This window comes from Actinosynnema mirum DSM 43827, from assembly GCF_000023245.1.
Taxonomy (GTDB): Bacteria; Actinomycetota; Actinomycetes; order Mycobacteriales; family Pseudonocardiaceae; genus Actinosynnema; species Actinosynnema mirum.
Window position 1 is genome coordinate 3,363,486 of the sequence record NC_013093.1, and the last position, 22,224, is coordinate 3,385,709.

Consider the following 22,224-nt stretch of genomic DNA (forward strand, 5'->3'; position numbering starts at 1 on the left):
AGTGGTGGGGCGACAGATGCGCACCGGCTCCCCCCGAACGCCGGGGTGATCCAGTGGTAGATCACCAACGGTGATGCTGAGTCCGTTCTGCGGCATCGATCCGGTCCCCTGGTCGCCGCCGCAGGAGGCCAAGCGCACGGGGGCGGGTGGACCGCCGCCCAGCACGGCGTGGCAGCCATCGGGGGAGCGCGAGTCCGGGCAGCGTGGTGTTGGGACCGCGTCGGCGATCGGCTGCATCGCCGACAACGACGGCGTTCTCCCGTGGTTCCCGATGGAGCGACACCCGATCAGCGACCGCTTGGAGCTGATGGTCAACCTGTCCAACCGGAACGTCGTGCTGGCTTACCGCGAGCTGACCGTATCGGGCTGAGCCAGTACGACACGGGGGCGTTGCTGTATGGGCCCAGGGGCGAGTGCGTGTGGTTCGACAAGAAGGACGACGGCTCCTTCGCGCCCGCTGAGCGCCTGCACGTCAAGCTGACCAGGACCCCGGAGGGTGGCCACGTCGTCACCTTCGACTCCTCGGGGGAACGCTGGCTGTTCACCGGATCGGGTTGGCTGGTGTCGCAGTCCGACCGCAACGGCAACGCTCTGACCGTGGGCTACGCCCCCGAAGGCCACGTCTCGTCCGTGACCGACTCGCAGACGCGTGCGACGAACTTCGAGCACGACGCCGAGGAGCGTCCGGTCTCTATCACCGATCCGGCGGGCGAGACCTACGCCCTGGCGTACGACTCGTCGCGGCGGCTGACCTCGCTCACCAAGCCGGGTGACGTCACCACCACCTACGCCGACAACACCGTCACCGACGCCAACGGCAACCTCACCGCCGTCGCCCCACCCGCTCCCGCCGGAGCCAGTTCCTACACCTACGACTCGCTGTCGCGGTCGACCGGCGTCACCGACGGCAACGGCGTCAAGCTGGAGTACGGCTACGACCGGCTCGACCGGGTGGTGTCCGTCAAGCGCGGCGCGGAGGTGTTGCAGGCCAACAGCTACGGCGTCAACGGCAACCTCACCGGTGCGCAGGTGCCCGGTGTGTCGCGGGTTCTGGCCTACGACGCGGCGGACCGGTTGACCTCGCTGGCCGACGCGCACGGCGGGACCACCGGTTTCGGCTACGACGACGCGGATCGGCGCACCAGCACGGACTTCCCCGGTGGCGCGACGCAGCGCACCGGGTACGACGACTCGGGCAGGCAGACCTCGATCACCGTGGTCAACGGCGGCCGGGAGCTGCTCGCGGCCTCCTACCGGTTCACCCGGTCCGACGGCGGCGACACCGACCGGCTCCAGTCCAAGACCGTCAAGGGCGTCACGACGGACTACGGCTACGACGCGCTGGGCAGGCTGACCTCGGCCGGGTCCGGGACCTGCCGGCTGGACAACGCCTCCAACCTGCTCTCCGGTGAGGGGCGCGGCTACGTGGTCGACGCCGCCGACCAGTACACGAGGATCAACGACATGGCGGTGTCCTTCGACGGGGCGGGCAACTGCAAGTCCACGTCGAGCCCGGCGACGAGCTTCACCCACAGCCCCGCCAACCAGGTGCGCACCGGGGACCACGAGGGCGCGAGGGTGATGGAGTTCGCCTACGACACGGCCGACCAGACCCGGCCGAACCGGATCACCGAGACCCCCACCGGCGGCAGTCCGGTCACGCACGTGTTCACCCGCACCGCGCTCGGGGTGTCAGAGGTCGTGGACAACGGTGTGCGCTCGGGATTCACCCGTGACACCAAGGGTTTGCTGGTCGGGGTGAAGGACGGTTCGGGCGCGCGCCACGGGGCGGTGACCGACTACCAGGGCAGTGTCCTGGCACTGGTCGACGGGGCGGGTTGATCGCCGCCGAGTACAGCTACGCCCCGTACGGCGCGGTCACGGCCACCGGGGCCGCGGCGAAGGCCAATCCGTTCCGGTACCTGGGCGCCTATCAGTTGCAGCGGGGGCACTACCTGCTGGGCTACCGGGTGTACGACAGCGCGTTCGCCCGGTTCAGGTCGACCGACCCGACCGGTCAGGAGGCGAACCCGTACAACTACGCCCAGGGCGACCCGATCAACCGCAGTGATCCCGCGGGAGCGTATGGCGAATCCGACTTTCTCCAGGACTTGAGCACAGTGGCTTCTTTTGCTGGAGTGGGTGGAGCTCTTGGTGCGGGCGCTGGTGTGCTTGGGTGCGTTTTTGGGCCTGTGGGTTGCGCGGCAGGCGCTGGTGTGGGCACCGCGATAGGTGGTTCACTTTTTGTCGTTGTGGGTGTGAGTTACGTTTTGACCAGCAATTTCATCAATTAGCGGCGAGGAGAAGATGGGTCAAGAGAGAAGTAGGCGCGGGGTGGTGGTCGCAGCTTTGGTTATTGCTGCTGTGGCTGCGAGTGTCGCTGGCGCTTTACTCGAAAAGGCTACCGGTATGTGGTGGGCGCGCTACCTTCCGGGAGCTGTCCTGGTTCTCGTCGCGGTTCCTCTGACGCTCCGTTCGGGTGTATTTTCGAAGGATCGAAAGTGAAGTGAACGGCAATTTCGCTGCTCTGCGGCGGGCCGCCTGGTTCGCCGCAGAGCGCTTCATCGTGTTTTTCCTGAATGCAACCCGTTCACGCGGACTTCGAGTGCTGTCGGGTTGCCCGCCGTAGACTGCCCGGCATGGACAGCGACACCGACGTGCCCGCCTCCGCCGCGCTCGCCAGCGCTGGCAGGCTCCTGGTGGCCGGGGCCGCTGGGCCGGGGTGTGCCAGTCGTCCGGTCCTGGAGCAGGTCACCACGCGGTGGGGGATGTTGATCATCGCGGCGCTGATCCACGGGCCGCACCGGTTCTCGCGGCTCAGGGCTCGGGTCGAGGGGATCAGCCAGAAGATGCTCTCGCAGCACCTCAAGGCGCTCGTGCGCGCCAACCTGGTGCACCGGGAGGTCGAGCCGACGGTGCCGCCGCAGGTCACCTACAGCCTCACGCCGCTCGGGGAGAGCCTGTCGGTGCCGCTGACCGGGTTGCTGAGCTGGTTCGGGGCGCACACCGCCGAGCTGCTCGCCGAACCGGCCGCGCCGGGTGTGGGGTCCGCCGCGTCCCCGGTCGCCGCGGCGTCCTGACCTGGACGGTCACCGCGCGGTGACCAGGTTGCGGGGAAGTGCTGTCTTCCCGGTGCTCCCGGTGCGCGCTTAGCGTCCCCGCTGCCCGGCGAACGGCCGGGGAACGGCGTGGGGAGCAGGGACGATGTCCGGTGACAGCAGCAATAGCAACAACGGCAGCAGCAACAGGCTCAGTGGGCGGACCGCCATCGTCACGGGGGCGGGCAAGGGGATCGGGGCGGGGATCGCGCGGCGGTTGGGCGTGGAGGGGGCGAACGTGGTCGTCGACTACGCGGCCGATCGTGGGGCCGCCGACGAGGTTGTCACGGGCATCCGCGCCGAGGGCGGGCGGGCGATCGCGGTCAGGGCCGATGTCGCCGATCCCGAGCAGGTCGCGGAGTTGTTCTCGGCTGCGCGTGCGGAGTTCGGGATCGTCGACGTGCTGGTCAACAACGCTGGTGCGGTCGTGTTCGGGCCCATCGAGTCCGTGGGGGTGGCGGACTTCCGGCGGCAGGTGGACACGAACTTCCTCGGGCCGGTGCTGACCACGCAGGCGTTCGCCGCTCAGCCGGACCTGGCGGGTGGGGTCATCGTGAACGTGTCCACCGCGGGCACCATCGGGCTCCCGCCGCACGCCTCGGTGTACGTGGCCTCCAAGAGCGCGCTGGAGGCGTTCACCGTGGTGTCCGCCAAGGAGTTGGGGCCGCGCGGCATCCGGGTGCTCGGGATCGCGCCCGGCGCCTCCGACACCGACGGGACGCGTGCGCTCGGGTTCGTGGGATCGGAGCAGGCTGTCGCGACCGCCGCGCAGAACCCGTTGGGGCGCATCGGGGTTCCGGACGACTACGCGCCGGTCGTGGCGTTCCTGGTGTCCGACGAGGCCCGGTGGATCACCGGTGACGTGCTGCTGGTGTCGGGTGGGCAGCGGTGAGCGCGCTCAGCCTGGACTGCGTCCACGCGGCGTAGAGCAGCGGGGACGCCGCCAGGAGCAGGCCGGGCAGCGGGGCGGCCAGGACGAAGAGCGCCGCCGTCAGCAGGACCGTGGTGCTGGCCAGGCTCAGCCACCAGCGTCTGGCCGCGCCCACCAGGCACGGGCGGAGCAGGCGGCGGGGGCTGGTGGCGCCCGCGGCCAGTCCGGTGAGCACGGCCAGCGCGGTGGCGGTGACCAGGGTGGTGGCGCTGGCGAAGAACAGGGCCAGCGCCGGGCCCCAGCGGGTGCCCAGGAGGAACCTGGCGTCCAGGACCAGGACGGCGACCAGCGCGGCGGCGGTCAGCCAGGTCGTCGCGGCGCTGAGCGCGGTGCGGCGCCAGGTCGACCAGAACCGGCGGGTCGACGTGGACTCGGGGGCGCTGAAGCAGGCGAACGCGCCGGTCAGCGCCGGGCCGCACAGCGCGGACAGGAGCAGGAAGAACGGCCACGAGGTCGTGGGCTCCGCGACCAGCGCCAGTGCGAGCAGGAGCGGGGACAGGGCGGCCGTCAGGTTGAGGTTCACCAGCAGGGCGGCCCACACCAGGGCGAACAGCCGCTCCCAGGACTGCCGCGACACGCGGGACAGCACGCCGCTCACCCCTTCAGGCCGGTGGTCGCGACGCCCTCGACGAAGTACCGCTGCCCCAGCAGGAACACCGCCGCCACCGGCAGCACGGACAGCACCGCACCGGTCATGATCATGGCGTGCTCGGCCTCGAACTGGCCGACGAACGACCTCAGTCCCAGTTGGACGGTCCACAGCTCGTTGCTGGTCAGGTAGATGAACGGGCCCATGTAGTCGTTCCAGGTGTTCACGAACGTCAGCAGGGCCAGGCACGCCAGCGCCGGTCTCGACAACGGCAGCACGATCCGCAGGTAGATGCCGTGCTCGCTCAGGCCGTCGATGCGGGCGGCCTCGCACAGCTCGTCCGGGATGGTCAGGTAGTACTGGCGCATCAGGAAGACGCCGAACGCGCCGAAAGCCTGGAGCAGGACGATCGACCACAGGGTGTTCGTCAGCCCGGCCTTCTGCATCATGATGTACTGCGGCACCATGTACGCCTGCCAGGGCACGGCGATCGTGGCCAGGTAGGCCAGGAACAGCGCGTCGCGGCCGGGGAAGCGGACCTTGGCGAAGCCGTAGGCGGCGAAGCTGCCGGTGAGCACCTGGAGCGCGGTGATCACGACGGCGAGCAGCGCGGAGTTGCCCAGGTAGGCCAGGAACGGCACGCGGTCCCAGATCTCGGCGAAGTTCGACCAGCGCAGCTCCTCCGGTATCCAGCGGATCGGGGTGCTGAACACCTCGTTGTCGCGCTTGAGGGACGAGGACACCATCCAGGCGAACGGGATCAGCACCAGGGCGGCGACCGCGGTCATGGCCGCGTAGCCCAGGACCGCGCGCCAGCCGCCGGTGCGCCGCGGGGCGGGCGGGGCGGTGTCGAGCGGGGCTTCGCGCAGGGCCGTCACGGGATGTGCCTCCGCTGGTTGAGGCGGAACTGGGCTGCGGTGACGACGAGGACGAGCGCGAACAGCAGCAGGGAGATCGCCGACGAGTAGCCGAACTCGCCCTCCCGGATGCCGACCCGGTAGACGAGCTGCGCCAGCACGAGGGTGCTGCGGCCGGGGCCGCCGTCGGTCATCACCACGATCAGGTCGAGCACCTTGAAGCTCTGGATGGTCAGCATCACCAGCACGAAGAACGTGGTGGGGCGCAGGCAGGGCAGGGTGACGTGCAGGAAGCGCTGCCACCGGTTCGCGCCGTCGACCCGCGCCGCCTCGTGGTACTCGGCGGGGATCGCCTGCAGGCCCGCCAGGTACAGCACCATGTAGTAGCCCATGTCCCGCCACACGCTGGTGAGGATCACGGCGGGCATGGACCAGGTGGTGCTCGTGGTCCAGCCGGGCGGGTCGGTGACGCCGAGCGCGCCGAGGAACTGGTTGACGGGCCCGGAGTTCGGGTCGAACAGCGCGTTCCACACCACGGCGACCGCGACGAGCGAGGTCACGTACGGGAAGAACGCGGCGGTGCGGAAGAAGCCGACGCCGCGCGTCCGCCGGTTGAGCACCAGCGCCAGGCCGAGCGCGGCGACGAGGGTGAGCGGGATGTGGCCCGCCGCGTAGTAGAGGGTGTTCGTCAGCGCCACCCGGACGTTCTGGTCGGCGAGCATCCTGGTGAAGTTGTCCAGGCCGACCCAGCGCGGCGGGTTGTAGGAGTCCCACTCGGCGAACGCGAGCACGGCGGCGGCGAGTACCGGGACGAGGGTGACCAGGGCGAAGCCCAGGAAGTTCGGCAGGATGAAGCTCCAGCCGACGAGCGCGGCGCGCCGGTTCCGCCGCCTGCGCCTGGCGGCGTGGTCGGCGGCGGTCGGCGGTGACGTGGGGGCGGTGGTCGTCACGGGTCTACTCGGGGGCCTCGGTGCGCACGCGCTCGCCCATGTCGCGGATGCCGTCGGCGACGGACTTCTCGCCGACCATGATCAGCTCGTGCTCCTCCTTGAGGATGGTGTCGACGGCGGAGCTGCGCTTGCTCACCGGCATCTCGAGGGCGACGTGGTCCGGGCGGAACGCGGCGGTGGACAGCTCGTCCTTCGCCATGCCGTCGAGCTGGAAGTAGGCGTCGGTCAGCGCCTCGCTGCGCAGGGCGGGCACGACGCCGACCTTCGTGATGGCCTTGGCGCCTTCTTCTCCCGCGGCGAAGGCGACGAACTCGCGGGCCAGGTCGCTGTTGTCGGCGTTGCGGTTGGCGGCGAACGCGGTGGGGGAGCCGAAGGTGGCGACCTCGCCGCCCTCGGCGCGCTGGGGGAGCGGGGCGATGGCCCAGTCGACCTGGGAGTCGCCCTCCCGCTTGGCCTTGATGATGCTGGAGGTGTACCAGGTGCCCATGGGCATCATGGCGGTCCTGGCCCGCTCGAACGTGCTGCGGTAGTCGGCCTGCTGGGTGGTGATGGCGCCGTAGTCCAGGACCGAGCCGTCCTGCTGCATCCGCAGCGCGGTGGTGTACTGCTCGGTGAAGAAGCCGTAGTCGCCACTGAGCTGGTCGCCGTCGTTCTGGGCCGCGGCGATGGCCTGGACCACCGAGCGCCACACGTGGTGGTAGGCGCCGAAGGTCTTGTCGCCGCCGCTGCCGGTGGTGAGCTTCTTCGCCGCGTCGGCGTACTCGGCCCAGGTCCAGTTCTCGGGAGCGGGGACGCCTGCCTGCTGGAACAGGGTCTTGTTGTAGTACAGCACCCAGAAGTCCTGGCGGTACGGGGCGGCGAAGTACCTGCCCTCGGACTCGAACGCCTCAAGTCCTTGCAGGCCCTGGGGCTCGAGCGGCTCCACGAGGTCGGTGACGTCCTGGAGCTGGCCCCGGCTGGAGTGGCGGGCGTAGTCGGTGACGTTCTTCATGGTGATCACGTCGGTGCGGTCGCCACCCGCGAGCATGGTGGTGACCTTCTCCGGGTAGTCGGCGGCGACGATGTCCACCGGCTTGACCGTGACACCGGGGTTGGCCTGCTCGAAGGCGTCGAACAGGGCCTGGAACTCCGGGGTGCTGGCCAGGTTCCACACCGACACGGTGAGCGTGTTCGGGTCGGCGGCGGCGCCGGGGCCGCAGCCGGTGACCGCCAGGGAGAGGGCGGCGGCCAGACCTGCCCAGCGTCGTGCCCGCGACCCGGCGCGGCGGTTCGGAATCATCGTTGACCCGTCCTCTCGGTGTGGTGCCGGTCTGCGGTCCTCGGTCTAGGGGGAGAACTCGTCCAGGTCGAGCGCGGTCGTGCGGCCGTCCGGCCAGGTGACGCGCAGGTCGGCGGCGGCCAGGCCGGTGGTGGGGGCGGCGGGCGGTTCGGTGGTCCTGGCCAGGCCGATCGCGTAGGCGCGCCACCGGCTCCGGGTGATCCGGCCCGTGGCGCACGGGGTGGCGCTGTGCGGGCCGAGCGGGCTGGCGTCGTGCTCGGAAAGCGCTTCCAGGGTGTCGCCCGGCTCCGCGGTCAGCAGGGTGGAGACCACGTCGCCGGTGGCGATCGTCAGGCCGTGGGGGAGCGCGGACACCTCGGGCGGGGTGCGGGCGGCCAGTGGCCAGCCGCCGACGCGCAGCGCGGTCGCGGCGTCGAGCGCGCCGGGGTCCTCGGGCAGCGGGTCGACGCGGACGCAGCGCACCTCCCAGGGGCCGCGCAGCAGCGACACCACCGTGATCAGCGCGACGTCGGTGTGCTCGCCGGTGCGGCCGGAGCCGTGGTCGCGGGCGGGGGGCGCGTCGGCGAGCCAGTGCGCGCGGGCCCGCGACGCGCCGAGCGCGACCCGGCCGTCGTCGATCAGTCCGGTGCGCAGCAACGACATCCCGGCGCGGTGGGTGGCGCGGCCCGCCGCGTCCAGCAGCGCTGCGGACTGGTCGGCCGGGGTGCTCCAGGCCCGCTCGGACAGCGGGGGCGCGGTGGCGGTGGAGTAGCCGAGGCGGGCGTACAGCGGGGAGTCGCCGACGTGCGCGCCCTCCACCGCGTGGTCCGCGCCGTGGTTGACCACCCGGACCACGCCGTCCGCGCGGGTGCCGCTGACCAGCCAGCCCGGCGCGGTGGCCACCCACAGCCGGTCGCCGGTCTCCACCGGCAGCGGCTCCTCCACCGCCCGCCACACCGGGTGGTCGGCGGGCAGCGCCAGGCCGAGCATCCCCTTGGCGGCCCAGTAGGGCGATGACGGGCCGGAGTAGCTCTGGGCGATCCGGGGCCAGGCGCGGTGCCAGCCGAGGGTGAGCAGGCCGCGCTCGTCGGGCGCGCCCCGGTCGGCGAAGTGCCGCACGATCCCGGACGCGGCGCGGCGCAGCAGGCCCGGCGGGGTGGAGGGGACCTCGGCGAGCGCGCCCGCCCACAGCGGCGCTGCGGCGGCGAAGCGGTAGGTCAGGCTGCGGCCCTGGACCAGCGGCGAGCCGTCCGCGCCGATCAGGTTCACGTGGTCGCGCAGGTACCGGTCCAGGCGCTGAACGTCCACCGTGGACCTGTCGGTGAGCTCGCGGGCGCCGCGCATCCGGGACCACAGCACCGGGTACAGGTGCATCGCCCAGCCGGTGTAGTGGTCGAACGCGCGTTCGTCGCCGTCCGAGTACCAGGAGTCCGCGCGCAGGAACCCCTCGTGCAGCGCCAGGTCCGACTCGACGTCCTCGGCCCGCCACGGCCCGCCGACCGAGCGCAGGAAGGTCTGCACGACGACCCGGAACCACAGCCAGTTGCAGCGCGGGTAGCCGTCGTCGCCGACCACCGGGGACAGGTAGTCGACCACCTGGGCCCGCACGCGCTCGGGCAGCAGGTCCCACAACCACGGGCGCGTCAGGTCCAGCACCAGCGCCAGCGACGCGGCCTCCACCTTGGCCTGGGCGTGCTCGTCGGGGCGCGGCCAGCGCTCGGGGGAGGCCGGGTCGACGCCGGACGCCAGGCCCTGCGCGTACCGCTCGGCCAGGTGGTCGGGGTCGTGGCCGCGTTCCCCGGCCAGGCGGAAACCGGCCAGCAGGAACGTGCGCGCGAACCCCTCCAGGCCGTCCACGTCCGCACCGAGGCCGCCGGTCGGGCCGGGCAGCACGATCCGCGCGCCGCCGGGCGAGGTCAGCGGGCGCAGCGCGCGCAGCATCCGGTCCGCCAGCGCGGTCCAGTGCCCGCGCGTCCAGCCGGTGAACGGGGACAGCTCCCGCGCGTCCTGGTCCGCGATCACGCGCTCACCCGCAGCCGCTCGGCCGTCACCGGCGACCTCGGCGGGCGCCCGTCCAGGTAGCGGGCCAGCTCCTCCAGCGCGCTGTCGCTCATCCGCCGCGCCTCCGAGCCCAGCGACCCGGCCACGTGCGGGGTGATCATCACGTTGGGCAGGTCGTAGAGCACCGAGGCGGCGGGCAGCGGTTCGGGCTCGGTGACGTCCAGGATCGCGTCCAGCCTGCCGCCCGCGCACTCGCGCTCCAGCGCGGCGGTGTCCAGCACGGCCCCGCGCGCGGTGTTGATCACGGTGGCGCCGTCGCGCAGCAGCGCCAACTCCCGCTGCCCGATCAGGTTGCTGGTCGACGGCAGTGCGGGCAGGTGCAGCGACAGCACGTCGCACGCCCGCAGCAGGTCCGGCAGCGGCACCAGCTCCGCGCCCGCCGCGCGCACCTCCGCCGCGTCGGCGTGCGGGTCGGCCACCAGCACCCGGACCTCCAGCGCCCGCAGCATCGCCGCGACCCGCCTGCCCACGCGGGAGAACCCGACCAGCCCGATCACCCGGCCCCGGTTGGACAGCTCGCCGCGTGCGGCCCGGTACGACCAGTCGGCGCGGTGCCGCCGGGCGTCCTGCGCCAGGAACGGGGCCTTCTTGCCCGCGAACACGATCGCGGCCAGCGTGAACTCGGCGACCGGGACCGCGTTGTCGTCGGCGGCCGTGGTGACCAGGATTCCCCGCTGCCACAGGGTTTCGCTCACCAGCGGGCGGACCGTGCCCGCGCAGTGGAACACCGCGCGCAGCTCGGGCGCGGCGGCCAGCCGCTCGGCGGACAGCCCAGGGCAGCCCCACGAGGTCAGCAGCACCTCGGCGCCGCGCAGCACCCGCCGCGCGTCCGGCGAGTCCAGCTCGCCCACGCACACCGGGTCGGCGGCCTGCGCCAGCTCGCCCAGCCTGCGCAGCTGCGGGGCGTGGAACTGCGTCCGGAAGGTCGGGCCGTCCATCACCAGCAGGGCACGTGGTCGTCGTCGGGTCACGCCGATCCCTTCCGCCGGGCGAGGGGAGCCGTGGGGCAGATCGTGGGTGATCGGTTTTCCGACGTCAATCCCCTGCGCGCACGACCGATCACATGTGATCAGCCGCGCGCGGTGGGCAGAATCGCCGGATGACAACGGGTACGAACGCGCGGGCGATGCTGCCCGCCGAGCGGCGCGCCAGGGTGGTCGAGCTGCTGCGGCGCGACGGCGTGGTCCGGGTGCACGAGCTGGCGGTGCGGCTGGGCGTCTCGGCGATCACGGTGCGCCGCGACATCACCAGGCTCGCGCGGGAGGGCGTGGTGCGGCGGGTGCACGGCGGCGCGACGCTGGAGCTGCCCGCCACCGCCCCGACCAGCGGCGGGCGCGCCTCGGGGGCGGTCACCGGCGCGGTGGTCGGGCTGGTGGTGCCGTCGCTGGTCTACTACTGGCCGGACGTGGTGCGCGGGGTCCGCGAGGCCGCCGACGAGCTGGGGCTGCGGGTGGTGCTGCGCGGCGCCGGGTACGCGCCGGACGACGAGCTGCGCCAGCTCGGCGCGCTGGTCGACTCGGTCGGCGTCGACGGGCTGCTGGTCGCCCCGACCACCACCGGCAGCCAGGGCGCGGCGCTGGTGCGCTGGCTGCGGTCTGCCGAAGTGCCCGTCGTGCTGCTGGAGCGCGACTCCGGCGATCCGGGGCTGGGGCTGCTGGAGTCGGTGGTCAGCGACCACCGGCTCGGGGCGGCCTCGGCGGTGCGGCACCTGGCGGAGCTGGGGCACCGCCGGATCGGGTTGTGCGCCTCGGCCAGCAGCCCCACCGCCCCGCACCTGCGCCGGGGGTGGCGGCGGGCGTGCGACGAGCTGGGGCTGGAGCTGGACGGCGTGCCGGAGGTGACCACGTGCGACCACCGCGACCCGGACTGGTCGCGGCAGCTCGACGCGCTGCTCGACCGGTGCCGGGAGTCCGGGACGACGGCGCTGCTCGTGCACTCGGACCCGGAGGCGCTCGCGCTCGTGCAGCGCTGCCAGGAGCGCGGGATCGTGGTGCCGGGCGCGCTGTCGGTGGTGACCTACGACGACGAGATGGCCGAGCTGTGCGACCCGCCGCTGACCGCCGTGCGCCCGCCGAAGGCGGCGGTGGGCCGGGCGGCCGTGGCGCTGCTGGCGGCCAGGCTGCGGGCGGCGGGCGGCCGGCCGGTGCACCGGGTCGTGGTGCAGCCGGAGCTGATCACCAGGGGCTCGTCGGCGGAGCCCGCGCCGGTGGGGTAGGGCCGCGATCCGGTTGGGGTGGCCGGCTCCGCCGACCGTCCACCCTGGACCGGACGAGGTGGTCCGCGACACGTCCGGCGTGCTCCGGCACCCTGTCCGGCGGTTAAACCGACCACGCCGCGTGACGAATCACACGGCCCGCCATGTCCGCCATGTCCGGTTCTCCGAAGGGGAAAACCGCAGGTTCTCAGGTTGATCACTCAGGGCGAACACCCCGACACGCCGTCCCGCACCACACCTCCGTCGCACAGTCGCAGGTCAGGGGTACTGCGGAAGTCGTACACGCCGATCAACCCGTGGTGTGACGCGTTCTCAGCTCCGACCGTCCATCCTGGATCCGTGATCATCACTCGCGGTGCGGAGCACCGGACGACCTTGCTCAAGTTCGCCGCGGTGGCGGTCGTCGTGGTGGCTCTCGCCGTCTTCGCGCACCAAGTGGACAGCGGCATCCTGCGCAAGGTGTTCGTGAAGTCCGACCCGGCCTGGGTGCTGGCCGCGATCGCCGCGTCCACCCTTCCCGTGCTGGGCAACGTGCTGTCGCTGCGCGCAGCCTCGCCCGTGCGGCTGCCGTGGGGGCTGACCACCGTGGCCCAGCTGGCCACCTCGTTCGGGAACCTGGTGACGCCGGCGAACCTCGGCGGCATGGCCACCAACGTCCGCTTCCTCGGGCGCAACGGGGTGCCCACGCCCGGCGCGGTCGGGGCGGTCGGCGCGGTGCAGGGGACCTCGGTGCTGATCACGGTGATGATCGTGCTGCCGTTCGTGGCGACCTCCGGGCGGGTCAGCGAGCTGCTCAGCCCCGGCATCGGGTGGCTGGTCGCGGTGGCGGTCGTGGTGGTCCTGGCGGCGGCGCTGCTGGTGCGCCGCAGCCGGGTGATGATCCTGGACGCGCTCGCGGGCATGGGGCAGGGGCTCGGCACACCGGGGCGGTGCGCGGTGGTGCTCGCGGGGCACGTGGTGGCGCTGCTCGGGTCCACGGCGGCGCTGGCGGCTGCGGTGGCCGCGTTCGGCGGGGACGTGCCGCTGGGCGACCTGCTGCTGGTGGCGGCGGCGGGCACGGCGATCGCGGGCGCGGTGCCGGTGCCCGGTGGGGCCGGGGCGGCCGAGCTGGTGCTGGCCGCGCAGCTGGCGGCCGTGGGCCTCGACCCGTCCATGGCGCTGGTGGTGGCGCTGCTGCACCGGTTGATCTCGTTCTGGGCGCGCGTGCCGATCGGCTGGGTGGCCTTCTCCTGGCTGCGGCGCGAAGGGCACCTGTGACGGTCAGCCGCTGACCGCCGCGATCCGCTCCGGCGGCGCGCCCAGGGTGCTCAGCGCCCGCGCGGCTCGTCGGCGCAGCGCGCTGAGCGCGGTCGTGGGCAGGCCGTCCAGCAGGGCGCGGTGCAGGCAGGCGTTGCGGAACGCCAGCTCCTCGCCGGAACCGGGGTCCACGACGACCGACGCGGCCACCGCCTCGTCCAGCGCGCCCAGCAGCTCGCGCACCGTCCGGCCGGTCACCGCGCCCAGCTCGGCCACCCGGAAGCGCGGGCCGAGCACGGCCGCGCAGCGCAGCACCTCCCGGGCCGCCGCCGACAGCGGCTCCAGGACGCCCGCGGCCACCGACAGCAGCGAGGTGGGCACCCGCTCCAGCTCGACCTCGTCCACCTCGGCCACGCCGTCCACCACGCGCACGGCGTCGCGCCGCACCAGCGAGGCCGCCACCCGCTCGGCGAACAGGGGGTTCCCGCCCGCCCGCCTGGCCAGGTCGAGCAGGGACGCGCCGGGGCGGGCGCCCACGACGTGGCCGACCAGCGCCGCGACGTAGGCGGTCGGCAGCGGCGGCAGGGTCAGCAGGTGGCCGCCCCTGACCCGCACCGCCCGGCGCAACCGGGGCAGGACGCGGCCGGTCGCGAGCGGGCGGGACGCGGCGAGCAGCAGCAGCGGGGCGCCTCGGGGCGCGAGGGCGGTGGTGGCCAGGCGGTGCCACATCAGCAGGTCGGGCTCGGACAGCGCGTGCAGGTCGTCCACCAGCAGCACGAGCGGCTCCGGGCTGGTGGAGCCGGTGAGGGCCGCCGCGACCAGCGGGGCGGTGGCGAGGTCGCCGAACAGGCCCCGCGCGCCGGACACCGGGACCACGCGGCAGCCCGGCGCGGTCGACAGCGCCTCGGCGAGCAGGGCGGACTTGCCGACGCCCGCGTCGCCCTCCAGCCACAGCAGACCGCCGCGACCGGCCCGCACGTCGGTGATCAGCTCGTGCAGGAGGGCCAGCTCCTCGGTGCGGCCCAGGAAGTGGCTGGCGGGCCGCGGGCGTGCGGGCTGCGGGCGCGCGGTCGGGCGGGGCGGCGCGGGGGTGGACGACCGGGCAGGGGTGGGGTGATCGGGCGTCCGGCGCGCGGCCGGGGCGCGGACCACGGTCGGGTGCTGCTCGGAGAACGCCCGGTCCCAGCCCGCCGGGCCCGCGACCAGGTCCCGCACGCGGGTGATCCGGTCCGCGCGCACCGGTCCCGCCGCCAGCACCTCCGCCACCGCCGCGGCGCCGGGGTCCTCGTGCAGGATGCGCTGGTGCAGCGCGCGCAGCGCCGGACCCGGCTCCACGCCCTGCGCGGCGAGCGCCCGGCGGGCGTCCCGGTAGGACTCCAGCGCCTCGGCCCGGCGGCCCGAGCGCAGCAGGGCCAGCATCACCAGCTCCCGCAGCGACTCGTGACCGGGGTGCTCGGCGACCAGCGCGGACAGGGACGCCAGGACCTCGGTGTGCTCGCCCAGCTCCAGACCGGCGCGGGCGTGCGCCTCCAGGGCGCCCAGGCGCAGCTCGGCCAGCCTGCGGCGCTCCACCTCGGCGAACGGGCCGGGGACGCCGGAGAGCGCCGGGCCGCGCCACAGCGCGAGCGCCCCGGTCAGCGCGGTGCGTGCCCCCGACCAGTCGCCCGCGCCCAGCAGCCGCGTCCCGATCAGGCGGGAGCGCTCGAACCCCGCCGCGTCCACGCCGTCGTCGGGCACGCGCAGGGAGTACGAGGCGCGGCCGGACGCCAGCGCCGCCCGGTCCTGGCCCAGCGCCGCGCGCAGGCCGGAGACGTAGGTGTGCAGCGCGCCCACCGCTGTCGGCGGGGGCTCGTCGCCCCACACCGCGTCCACCAGGTCCTGCCTGGTCACCTCCTGGTTCGCGCGGGCCGCCAGCACGGCGAACACCGCGCGCCTGCGGGCCGGTCCCAGCGCGACCTCGGACCGCTCGCCGGGGTCCGTCCAGGCGCGCAGCGGTCCCAGCAGCTCCACCCGAAGTCCCCGACCCGACATGCGATCCTCCCGGTCCGCTCAGACAGGGGGCACACGCCGACGTGGTGGGGAACGGTTCAGGAAGCGCGGGTTGTTCACTCGTCCGGGGGAACGGCGCTGGGGGCAGGACCCCTGGTACGGAGGGGCAGAACCCCGCCGACCCACTTGGCCGGGGTCGGCGGACGTGGTGGGCTCTGGGCAGACGCGCGGAGGTGGACTGATGCGGCCTGAGGGCGAGACCGGGGCTTCCGGGGAGCGGTTCGCGGGCGACCTGTTCCTCCACCTCGCCACGAAGGGGTGGCTGGTGGTGCCGCCCGAGCAGGCCGAGCGGGTCATCGCGGAGCTGGAGCAGACCCTGGAGGTCGTGCGGGCCAAGCTGCGGCGCGCCGAGGTGTCGCGGAAGCTGCACGCCGCGCCCGGCGGGGACATCGCGCCCGAGGTCGAGCGGCTGGTGGTGGACTCGGTGTTCGCCGGGCAGATCGCCTCGGACACCTGGGAGCGGGCGCTGGTGGAGCTGCCCAAGTACATCCGGGCGTTCCGGATCGCGGCGGGTGCGCGGTGAGCGCGGACGGGGGCGTCGGGGGCGGGGCCGAGGTGGGGGACCTCGCGGAGGAGCTGCGGGCGACCAGGGTGGAGCAGGTCGAGCACCTGCGGCGGGGGGACCCGGAGACCGCGCGGCTGATGGGGGCCTGGATCAACGCGCTGCTGGACGAGTGGAACCGGCGGCGCGGGTGCCGGGTGGCGCCGGTGGCGCTGCTCGCGGTCGGGGAGCCGGGCGAGGGCGACGGGGAGCGGCACGGGCGGTGCGGGGGTTAGGTTTTTGGTGTGGGTGTTCGCGCGGTGGACCTGGCCGGGCGGCCTGACCTTGTGGAGACCGCGCTCTGCGCCGAGCACGTGGTGGGGGCCGGGGCGTGAGGGCGGGTGGGGTTGGCTCGGGGGAGGTCGAGCGGATCGTTCGGGTCGCCTTCGGGGCCGGCGTGCGGTCGGTGCGGGAGTTGGGCGGGGGTCGGTACAACTCGACCCTCGTGGTGGACACGCCAGGGTTTCCCGAGCCGGTCGTGGTCCGGGTCGCGCCCGGTGAGCGGGAGCAGTTCCGCAGCGAGTGGCGGTTGATGCGCAACGAGCACGCCGTGCTGCCGCACCTCACCTCGGTGCTGGGCGGGTTCCTGCCCGGGGTGCTCGTCGCGGACTGGTCGCACCGGGTCGTCGAGCGGGACTGGATGGTGCTCACGCTCCTGCCGGGGGTTCCGGCGGTCGAGGGGATTCGGCGGTATCCGCGTGCCGTACGGGGTGGTCACCACGAGCAGCTCGGGCGGTCGCCGAGGAGCGGGGTGAGCTGCTCGACCGGGTCGACCGCGCCTCGCTGCTCACCGGGGACCTGTGGACACCCGACGTTCTCCTGGCCGACGGCGCGCCCCGGCCCCTGGTCACCGGGGTGCTCGACCTCGACCGCGCGGAGTGGGGCGACCCGCTCGCCGACTGGGCGGTGTGGACGGCTCGGCGCAAACCTGGGCGCGAGGGGTTCTGGGGCGGGTACGGGACGCTGCCCGACGACGAAGGCGCGCTGGAGGGCGAGCTCGCGGCTCTGCTTGCGGCATAGCGGAAGCCCCCGGCCCACGAGCGCGGCCGGGGGCTTCTGGGCAGTGCGGGGTCACCGCTCCGGGAGGTCGCCCAGCAGGCCGCTGACGTTCAGCGTCTGGAAGCACTGCTGCGCCTGCTGTCCCGTCGCCGGCGTGCCCGGTCGCGAGCACTGCACCTGCGCCGACACGATGGCGTTCTCCTGGACCTCGATCGGGGCGACCCAGTGGAAGTCCTGGTTGCGGAACGTCTCCAGGGCCAGCGTGAGCACCCGCTGCTCGCCGAACGAGATCGTCAGCACGCCCTCGTCGCCCTGGTGGTTGCTCACCACCAAATCGGTGATCCGGAACAGCTTGCCGTCCGGGACCGTGTACGTGCCCGAGCCCTGCTGGCCGCCCGCCGTGCCCACCTCGATCGTGCCCGAGTTCTGCTGGCCACCACCCGGGCCGGTGCCCGGCTGACCGGGCTGACCCGGCTGCTGGCCGCCGCCGTCACCGGTTCCGGGCTGCTGGCCCGAGCCGTCGCCGTTGCCGTTCCCCTGCCCCTGCCCCTGCTCGCCGCCGGGGCTGTCCGGGTTCACCCCGCCCGCCTCGACGATCTCCTCGGCCCGGTCGTCCGCCGCCTCGCGCGCCGCCGACCGGATCGCCGGCCGCACCAGCAGCAACCACGCCAGCACCAGCGCCAGCAGCGCCGCCAGCAGCGCCAGGAGCCACCGGGAGAACACCGGCAGCTGCACCAGCTCCCCGTCCAGCGGGTGCTCCAGCACCGCCCCGCCGTCCACCAGCGTGGCGCCCGGCGCGCCGCTCGCCGCCGGGCCCGTGGCGGTCACCACCGGGTTCAGCGGCCACTCCACCGACTTGCCCAACCACAGGACCTTCCCGACCCGCACCCGGAAGTCGATCTCGGTCGACTCGCCCGGCGGGACCTCCACCGGGCGCTGCGGCAGCTCGTAGGTCAGCCGGTCGTCCGACGCCGGCGCGGACAGCGCCACCGACACCGCCGTGTTGCCCTCGTTGTGCAGGCGCACGTGGTACCGCGCGCTGCGCCACGCCCGCCGCCGCTGCGGGACCAGCTCGGCACGCTGCTGCCCGAACGGCTCCACCACCACGGTCGTCTCCGACACCGCGACGGCGTCCGGGCGCTCCGACGGGAGCACGCGGACGCCGAGCGGGATCTCCCCGGCCCTCGGGGTGGACGCCCTCGGCGGGCGCAGCAGCACCGCGACCTGGCCGGACGTGCCGGGGTACAGCGACAGCCGCGCGGGCTCGACGCTGGTCCACGGCGCGCACTCACCCACCACCTCGAACTCGTACGCCTCGACCACGTCGCTGTCGTTGCGCACCGTCATCGTCGTGCTGGTCTCCTGGCCGGGCGTCACCACCACGGTGGGGAGACCGAATTCGGTCGTTGCGGTCACGCGGGGGACGCTAGGCGGCCCGCGCCGCCGTCCGGGAGGGAGAAAAGGGCACTGTGCGGGCAAACCCGTGCACTCGCGCACCCGAGCCCCTGCCCGACCTCCTGCCGCCGGGCCCACGATGGGACGCACCACCAGCGAGGGGAGTCGGGATGACGACGAGGATTCCGGTCGCCGTGTACGCGGCGGACCAGGTGCTGCGCACCGGCGTGACGCACCAGCTCAAGCCGCGCCCCGAGGTGGAGGTCCTGCCGCCCGGCGAGGAGCACCGCGCGCGCGTCGCGCTCGTGGTCGTGGACGAGGTGGACGAGCCGTCCGCGCGGCTGCTGCGCAGGCTCCAGCGCGCCACGACCGTGCGCACCGGCGTGGTGGTGAGCCGCTTCGACCAGGACGCGCTGCAGGTCGTCGTCGACTGCGGCGTGGTGGCCGTGGTGCGCCGGGGCGACGCCGACCAGGACCGGCTGGTGGCGGCGGTGTCGGCGCTGGCGAAGGGCGAGGCGGTGCTGCCCGGCGACCTGCTCGGCAAGCTGCTCGACCACGTCAGCCGGTTGCGGCGCAGCGTGCTCGACCCGAACGCGCCCAGCCTGTCCACCCTCACCCCGCGCGAGGCCGACATGCTGCGGCTGGTGTCCGAGGGGTTCGGCACCGCCGAGATCGCGGTGAAGATGTCGTTCTCCGAGCGGACGGTCAAGAACGTGCTGCACGAGGTCACCACCCGGCTGAACCTGCGCAACCGCGCGCACGCGGTCGGGTACGTGATGCGCCACGGGCTGATCTGAGCCCCGGCCCCGGCCGCGCGGCCGGGTTGCCCGAACAGACCACCAGCCGTTCCCCCGCGCTGCCCGCCGGGACCTCCCTCCCCGGCGGGGCGCGCGGCCAGGATCGGGACCGACGCGAGGAGGTGCGCGGTGTTCACCAGGTTCAGGGCCGTCGTGGTGGCGGTCGTGGCTGTGCTGCTCGGCGGCGTCGTGGTGGTGCTGCACAGCGGCGTGGCGCCCGCCCAGCAGGACGACCCGCCACCGCCGCAGCGGATCGCGTACGCGGGCACCGAGCACCGGGGCATCGGCCAGTTCCCCGCGCCGCAGAACGGTTACCCGACCAACGCCCCCAGCCCTCCGCTGCTCCCCGACCGGCCAGCGCACTTCGACGACGAGGTGTCGGCGCGCGGCGGGCTCGTGGTGTTCGTCAGCATGAGGGCGGAGAAGCTGCCGCAGGTGTTCCTGCGCCAGCGGGACGGGTCCGTCGTGCAGCTGACCGAGGGCATGTACGCCTGCCACCCGCAGCTCACCCCCGACCTGGGCACCGTGGTGTTCCAGCAGGTCCGGGGCGACGGGAGCGGCGAGCTGTGGGCGGTCGACGTCGACGGGACGAACCTGCGCCGCATCACCCCCGAGGGCGCCGACCCCGAGGAGTGGCCCACGATCTCCCCGGACGGGCTGCGCGTCGCGTTCAGCGCGGGCGGGCAGATCCGCAGCAGGCCCCTCGCGGGCGGCCCCTCCACGCAGCTCACCGACGAACCCGGTGGTGGCGCGGGCGAACCGGTGTGGCACCCGACCGAGGACCGGATCGTCTACAAGGTCGGCGCGGGGCGCGCCCGGCTGCGCGTGCTGGAGGACGGGGCCAGCCGGGACTTCTTCGCCGAGAACCAGGCCGGGTGGAACGGCCGGTGGCCGGTGTGGATGCCGGACGGGCAGGGGCTGCTGTTCATCAGCTGCGGTTGCCTGGAGGAGGACCCCAGGGAGGGCGTGTACCGGGTCGCGGGCGACGGCGGTGAGCCGGTCGGGGCCGCGCCGCAGCTGCTGCTCAGGGAGGACCGGCAGGTCAGCGCGCCCGCCTGGATCGGCGACCCGCTCACCGGGACGCTGCTGATCGCCCGCACCACCGCGTCGGTGCGCAACGAGGTGCGGTTGCAGGACATCCAGCCGGACGGGACCGATCCCAGGGACCTCGGGATCGCGCTCGCGCTGGAGCACCCGGACATCGCGTCCGACTCCAGGCTGCTGTTCAAGCCGACCGGCGGCTACGACCCGTGGACGCTGCGGCAGACCTACTCCCCGGACGGCCGCAAGATCGTCTACACCGCCTTCGAGGGACCGCTCGGCTCGCGCCTGCAGCGGATCTGGACCGCGAACGCGGACGGCTCGGACCCGGTGCGGCTGAACGTCTCCGACCGGCTGCCCACCGACTGGGAGTTCGACCCGGCCTGGTCGCCGAACGGCGAGCAGATCGCCATCACCCGCCGCTCGCCCGGCGGCATCCGGCCTGACAACGGGCCGAGCCGGATCGCGGTCGTGGACGCCTCCACCGGCCAGGTCCTGCGCGAGCTCGTCGCCCCGCCCGGCGCCGAGGACCAGGAGGACACCCAGCCCGCGTGGTCGCCGGACGGGCGCACCCTGTCGTTCACCAGGGGCGTGGTGTTCGACGACGAGACCGGCACCGAGGTGCGCGACAACCACATCTGGACCGCCGACGCGGCCACCCTGGGCAACCAGCGCGACATCAGCGAGATCGTGTGCGGGGCCGCCTCGCCGTGCGAGGTGACCGACGACAGCTCGGTGTTCAGCCCCGACAGCGGCGACCTGGTGTTCAACCGCGAGCAGGACGCGCTCATCTCGTTCGACCTCGACCGGGAGACCTGCCGGGTGCTCGTCCCGCAGGGCAGCACCCAGTGCGGGGCGCCCGTGGTGAACGGGTCCGGTCCGTTCCAGCCGCGCGACGCCGCGTTCTCCCCGGAGGGCGGGCGGCTGGTGGTCTCCACCCGGCGCGGGGCCGCGAGCGAGCAGCCCGAGACGTTGGCGCTGGTGGACTTCGTCGACGGCGGGCTCAGCGAGAGCCGGGTCAACTACGCGCTCCCCGGCAGGCAGAAGGAGCCCAGCTGGCGGATCACCGTGGACCTGGCGGTGCGGGCGCCGTCCAGCACGCCCGAGGTGACCACCGGGCGCGGCGTCGAGATCCCGGTGGTGGTGGCCAACAACGGGCCCGGCGTCTCGTCCACGACCACGCTGACCGTCGTGCCGCCCGAGGGGGTGCGGGTGGACGAGCTGCGCACGCCGCAGGGCACGTGCGACGTGGCCGAGCTCGCCTGCCAGCTCGGGGTCCTGCAACCGGACCAGGAGGTCACGGTCGTCGTCGTGGTCACCGGGGTCACGGCCGGGCGGCGCGAGATCGCCTGGGGCGTCGCGGGCGGGGTGGTCGACCCCGAGGTGGCCGACAACAGCGCGCGCACCGTCGTGCCGGTGGTGGACGCGCAGACCAGCACCACCGCGCCGCCGACCACGACCGTCCCGCCGGCCACGACCACGCCGCCCAGCAGCCCGCCGCCCCCTCCGCCACCGCCGCCCCCCGCGCCGCCGCAGGCCGGTCCGGCGCTCGCGGTCGCGGTGCGGCCGAACCCGTCCTACGTCGGCGGCCGGGCCAGCGTGGTCTACACCGTGCGCAACGGCGGCGGCGCGAACGCCACCGGGCTGCGGCTGGAGCTGGCCCTGCCGCGGGGAATCCCGGTCGCGGCGCTGCCCCCCGGCTGCTCGGCGACGGCCTGCGCGCTGCGCGACCTGCCGCCGGGCGGGACGCAGGCGCTCACCGTGGTGCTCGCGCCGGTGGCGCCGGGCCAGGGGACCGCGCGCGGTGTGGTGCGCACCACCGGCAGCGACGACAACGCGGCCGACAACGCGGCCACCGCGCAGCTCCGGGTGCTGCTGCCCAGGATCGTGGCGGTGCCGCCGATCGGCGAGCCGGGCTTCGTCACCTCGGTGCGGGGGCTGGACTTCCCGCCCGGCGTGCCGGTGCGGCTGACCTGGAAGCCGGGCATCACGGCGACGGCCGCGCCGACCCTGCCCCGGCCGGACGGGAGCTTCATCGCGCAGCTGCTGATCCTGCCCAAGGACCAGACCGGCCCGCGCGTGATCACCGCCTCCGGCGACGGGTTCCGGCCTGCTACCACGCCGTTCCTGGTGGTGCCGGGCACGATCGGGCCGCCGGACATGGTGAACCGGCGGTGAGCGGGGACGTGGTTTCGTCCTCAGTGGAC

General features: G+C 73.9%; 20 protein-coding genes. 12 read left to right on the forward strand and 8 right to left on the reverse strand.

Going from position 1 to position 22,224, the window contains the following annotated elements:
- Positions 1–70 precede the first annotated feature (70 nt).
- From AMIR_RS39150 to AMIR_RS14590, 5 genes are all read left to right on the forward strand, one after another.
- Positions 71–370, forward strand: a complete 300-nt coding sequence (locus AMIR_RS39150) for a hypothetical protein (RefSeq protein WP_143760734.1) — start codon at positions 71–73, stop codon at positions 368–370.
- A gap of 47 nt (positions 371–417) precedes the next feature.
- Complete coding sequence (locus AMIR_RS14575) at positions 418–1,842, forward strand: RHS repeat domain-containing protein (RefSeq protein WP_041836766.1); 1,425 nt, start codon at positions 418–420, stop codon at positions 1,840–1,842.
- Positions 1,839–2,294 carry an RHS repeat-associated core domain-containing protein gene (locus tag AMIR_RS14580; RefSeq protein WP_041836767.1) on the forward strand — a complete coding sequence of 152 codons (456 nt, stop codon included), beginning with the start codon at positions 1,839–1,841 and terminating at the stop codon, positions 2,292–2,294. Before AMIR_RS14575 ends, AMIR_RS14580 begins: the two co-directional genes overlap by 4 nt.
- A gap of 345 nt (positions 2,295–2,639) precedes the next feature.
- Complete coding sequence (locus tag AMIR_RS14585; RefSeq protein WP_015801725.1) at positions 2,640–3,080, forward strand: winged helix-turn-helix transcriptional regulator; 441 nt, start codon at positions 2,640–2,642, stop codon at positions 3,078–3,080.
- A gap of 124 nt (positions 3,081–3,204) precedes the next feature.
- Positions 3,205–3,990, forward strand: a complete 786-nt coding sequence (locus AMIR_RS14590) for a glucose 1-dehydrogenase (RefSeq protein WP_015801726.1) — start codon at positions 3,205–3,207, stop codon at positions 3,988–3,990.
- Here the strand turns inward: AMIR_RS14590 and AMIR_RS14595 are convergent.
- Genes AMIR_RS14595 through AMIR_RS35700 form a run of 6 tightly spaced genes read right to left on the reverse strand, consistent with a single transcriptional unit; the run spans position 3,950 to position 10,682 of the window.
- Positions 3,950–4,618 (reverse strand): hypothetical protein, encoded by a 669-nt coding sequence (locus tag AMIR_RS14595; RefSeq protein WP_015801727.1) that lies wholly within the window; start codon positions 4,616–4,618, stop codon positions 3,950–3,952. The genes AMIR_RS14590 and AMIR_RS14595 overlap by 41 nt on opposite strands.
- Positions 4,619–4,623: 5 nt before the next feature.
- Positions 4,624–5,496 (reverse strand): carbohydrate ABC transporter permease, encoded by an 873-nt coding sequence (locus AMIR_RS14600; RefSeq protein WP_015801728.1) that lies wholly within the window; start codon positions 5,494–5,496, stop codon positions 4,624–4,626.
- Entirely contained in the window at positions 5,493–6,425 is a 933-nt protein-coding gene (locus AMIR_RS14605; protein WP_015801729.1) for a carbohydrate ABC transporter permease, read from the reverse strand. The genes AMIR_RS14600 and AMIR_RS14605 overlap by 4 nt, the downstream gene beginning before the upstream one ends.
- A gap of 4 nt (positions 6,426–6,429) precedes the next feature.
- Positions 6,430–7,704, reverse strand: coding sequence for an ABC transporter substrate-binding protein (locus AMIR_RS14610; RefSeq protein ID WP_015801730.1), 1,275 nt, complete (start codon positions 7,702–7,704; stop codon positions 6,430–6,432).
- Between the two features lie 45 nt (positions 7,705–7,749).
- Positions 7,750–9,705 (reverse strand): DUF2264 domain-containing protein, encoded by a 1,956-nt coding sequence (locus AMIR_RS14615; RefSeq protein ID WP_015801731.1) that lies wholly within the window; start codon positions 9,703–9,705, stop codon positions 7,750–7,752.
- Positions 9,702–10,682, reverse strand: a complete 981-nt coding sequence (locus AMIR_RS35700) for a hydroxyacid dehydrogenase (protein WP_015801732.1) — start codon at positions 10,680–10,682, stop codon at positions 9,702–9,704. The genes AMIR_RS14615 and AMIR_RS35700 overlap by 4 nt, the downstream gene beginning before the upstream one ends.
- 161 nt (positions 10,683–10,843) lie before the next feature.
- On the opposite strand from AMIR_RS35700, the gene AMIR_RS14620 reads away from it, so the two are divergent.
- Together AMIR_RS14620 and AMIR_RS14625 are read left to right on the forward strand one after the other, a co-directional pair.
- Positions 10,844–11,959 (forward strand): substrate-binding domain-containing protein, encoded by a 1,116-nt coding sequence (locus AMIR_RS14620; RefSeq protein WP_205590458.1) that lies wholly within the window; start codon positions 10,844–10,846, stop codon positions 11,957–11,959.
- A gap of 339 nt (positions 11,960–12,298) precedes the next feature.
- Positions 12,299–13,216 carry a lysylphosphatidylglycerol synthase transmembrane domain-containing protein gene (locus AMIR_RS14625; RefSeq protein ID WP_041836769.1) on the forward strand — a complete coding sequence of 306 codons (918 nt, stop codon included), beginning with the start codon at positions 12,299–12,301 and terminating at the stop codon, positions 13,214–13,216.
- Positions 13,217–13,219: 3 nt separating this feature from the next.
- Here the strand turns inward: AMIR_RS14625 and AMIR_RS14630 are convergent, their stop codons facing one another.
- Positions 13,220–15,205: an ATP-binding protein gene (locus AMIR_RS14630; RefSeq protein ID WP_049796838.1), complete on the reverse strand. Its 1,986-nt coding sequence runs from the start codon at positions 15,203–15,205 to the stop codon at positions 13,220–13,222.
- Between the two features lie 220 nt (positions 15,206–15,425).
- Between AMIR_RS14630 and AMIR_RS14635 the strand changes: the two genes are divergently transcribed.
- The 3 genes from AMIR_RS14635 (at position 15,426) to AMIR_RS37105 (ending at position 16,805) form a co-directional block, all read left to right on the forward strand.
- Positions 15,426–15,767 carry a hypothetical protein gene (locus tag AMIR_RS14635; RefSeq protein ID WP_015801736.1) on the forward strand — a complete coding sequence of 114 codons (342 nt, stop codon included), beginning with the start codon at positions 15,426–15,428 and terminating at the stop codon, positions 15,765–15,767.
- Positions 15,764–16,021 carry a hypothetical protein gene (locus AMIR_RS14640; RefSeq protein ID WP_015801737.1) on the forward strand — a complete coding sequence of 86 codons (258 nt, stop codon included), beginning with the start codon at positions 15,764–15,766 and terminating at the stop codon, positions 16,019–16,021. The genes AMIR_RS14635 and AMIR_RS14640 overlap by 4 nt, the downstream gene beginning before the upstream one ends.
- Before the next feature lie 286 nt (positions 16,022–16,307).
- Complete coding sequence (locus AMIR_RS37105) at positions 16,308–16,805, forward strand: phosphotransferase (protein WP_084798886.1); 498 nt, start codon at positions 16,308–16,310, stop codon at positions 16,803–16,805.
- 51 nt (positions 16,806–16,856) lie between these two features.
- On the opposite strand, the gene AMIR_RS14650 is transcribed toward AMIR_RS37105, so the two are convergent.
- The gene (locus tag AMIR_RS14650; protein ID WP_015801739.1) at positions 16,857–18,200 is read right to left on the reverse strand and encodes a COG1470 family protein; all 1,344 of its coding nucleotides are present in this window, start codon (positions 18,198–18,200) and stop codon (positions 16,857–16,859) included.
- Between the two features lie 149 nt (positions 18,201–18,349).
- On the opposite strand from AMIR_RS14650, the gene AMIR_RS14655 reads away from it, so the two are divergent.
- Positions 18,350–18,976: a helix-turn-helix transcriptional regulator gene (locus AMIR_RS14655; RefSeq protein WP_015801740.1), complete on the forward strand. Its 627-nt coding sequence runs from the start codon at positions 18,350–18,352 to the stop codon at positions 18,974–18,976.
- Between the two features lie 129 nt (positions 18,977–19,105).
- Entirely contained in the window at positions 19,106–22,195 is a 3,090-nt protein-coding gene (locus tag AMIR_RS14660) for a DUF11 domain-containing protein (protein ID WP_015801741.1), read from the forward strand.
- Positions 22,196–22,224 lie beyond the last annotated feature (29 nt).